The following is a 1,828-nucleotide window of genomic DNA, read 5'->3' as shown; positions in this document are numbered from 1 at the left end:
GCCCAGCGCCACGCGATCGCCGAGGCGCTGCTGGCCCACGTGCCCGATCCGGTCATCCTGGTGGACCGCCGCACCCTGGTGGTGGAGGCCAACCCGGCGGCCCGGGCGCTGCTGCCGGCCCTGCTTCAGGCCCGGCCCCTGTCGTTCGCGCTGCGCAGCCCGGAGGTCCTCGACGGGGTCGAGGCGGTGCTGAGTTCCGGCATGCCCCGCCGGGTCCCTCTGTCAACCCGGGTGCCTCTGGAGCGGACCTTCGAGGTCCAGATCGGCGCCCTGCCGATGCCCGACGGGTCGGGGGTCAGCGCGGTGCTGTTCCTGCGCGATCTCACCTCGGCCCGTCGGCTCGAGGCGATGCGGGTCGATTTCGTGGCCAATGCCAGCCACGAGCTACGCACGCCGCTGGCCACCCTGATCGGCTTCATCGAGACCCTGCAGGGCCCGGCCCGCGAGGACACGCAGGCGCGCGAGCGCTTCCTGGAGATCATGCGCGTCCAGGCCCAGCGCATGACCCGGCTGATCGACGACCTGCTGTCCCTGTCGCGGATCGAGCTGCGCGAGCACGTGGCCCCGACCACCGTGGTCGATCTCGGGGCGCTCGCCCGCCAGATGGTCGACGCGCAGGGGCCCCCCGCCGAGGCGCGGGGCGCCACCGTGCGGTTCGCGGACGGCGACGGCCCATATCCCGTGCCCGGGGATGCCGACGAGCTCGCCCGGGTGATCGAGAACCTGATCGAGAACGCCGTGAAGTACGGCGGCGGCCATGTCGGCGTCGGCCTGTCCCGGGAGGACGACCCCCGGCTCGGCCGCCGGATCGTGCTGTCGGTGACGGATGACGGCCCCGGCATCCCGCCCGAGCACATCCCGCGCCTGACCGAGCGCTTCTACCGGGTCGACGTGGCCTCAAGCCGCGCCCGGGGCGGGACGGGCCTCGGCCTCGCCATCGTCAAGCACAGCCTCAACCGCCACCGGGGCCGCCTCGCCATCGAGAGTACGGTCGGGCAGGGGACCACCGTGCGCGTCAGCCTGCCGGAATACGGCGGCGACGCCGAGGTGGCCCGGGTCGCCGATCAGGCCGGGCCGGCATAGGGGTCGATCCCGAGCCCGGCCTCGACCCGCGGGATCCAGGCGCGGATGGCCGGGTAGGCGGCCAGGTCGAAGCCGCCCTCGTGGGCCATGCGGGTGTAGGCGACAAGCGCCACGTCGGCGAGCGTCAGCACGCCGCCGGCCATGAAGGCGGAGCGTTCGAGCGTCGCCTGCATCAGCCGGAGCGCGTCCGCGCCGCGCTCCGCGAGCTTCGGATCGAGCGCCTCCGGTGCGCGCTTGAGGTAATGCATCTGGTAGCGGCGGACCGCGATGTAGGGCTCGTGGCTGTACTGCTCCCAGAACATCCATTGCAGCATCCGGGCCCGGGCCCGCGCCGCTTCGGGAATCAACGCCGAGCCTTCGGCCAGATGGATGATGATCGCGTTCGACTCCGACAGCGTCTCGCCGTCGGGGAAGACGACCAGGGGCACCCGGCCGGCGGGGTTCAGCGCCAGGAACGCCGGCTCACGCGCCCCGCCGCCCGGCACATCGATGGTGCGCCACGTCGCCGGGATGCCGAGATGATCGGCCACCCATTTGACCTTCAGGCAGTTCCCGGAGCCCGGATCCCCGTAGATGACCAGTGGTTCAGTCATCGGCGGCCTCGCAGTGCTGGGTGACACGGTTCACATATCGGCTGGTGGATGTGGGCCAAGGCTGACCCCAAGCGCGTCTCCCTCCCCCCTCTGCGGGGGAGGGTGGGCCGGCCGTCAGGCCGGGTCGGGAGAGGGGAGCAACGGTGCAGAAC

The 1,828-nt window shown here is 72.4% G+C and carries 2 protein-coding genes; one reads left to right on the top strand and one right to left on the bottom strand.

Annotation, left to right across the window (positions count from 1 at the left end):
- The coding region (locus FV228_RS28585; RefSeq protein ID WP_147857565.1) for an ATP-binding protein at nucleotides 1-1,083 on the top strand (1,083 nt) is incomplete at its 5' end.
- Here the strand turns inward: FV228_RS28585 and FV228_RS28580 are convergent.
- A complete protein-coding gene (locus tag FV228_RS28580) occupies nucleotides 1,065-1,676 on the bottom strand; it encodes a glutathione S-transferase family protein (protein ID WP_147857564.1) in 612 nt (203 codons plus the stop codon). The two genes, FV228_RS28585 and FV228_RS28580, sit on opposite strands and share 19 nt — an antisense overlap.
- Nucleotides 1,677-1,828: the final 152 nt, after the last annotated feature.

Origin of the sequence: Methylobacterium sp. WL18 (genome assembly GCF_008040015.1) — a bacterium.
Lineage (GTDB): Bacteria > Pseudomonadota > Alphaproteobacteria > Rhizobiales > Beijerinckiaceae > Methylobacterium > Methylobacterium mesophilicum.
This window is presented reverse-complemented; position numbering and strand designations above follow the sequence as displayed.

What these genes read in the sequence shown, in the direction of transcription:
- FV228_RS28580 (WP_147857564.1), bottom strand. Translation starts at nt 1,676, where the DNA reads ATGACTGAACCACTGGTCATCTACGGGGATCCGGGCTCCGGGAACTGC.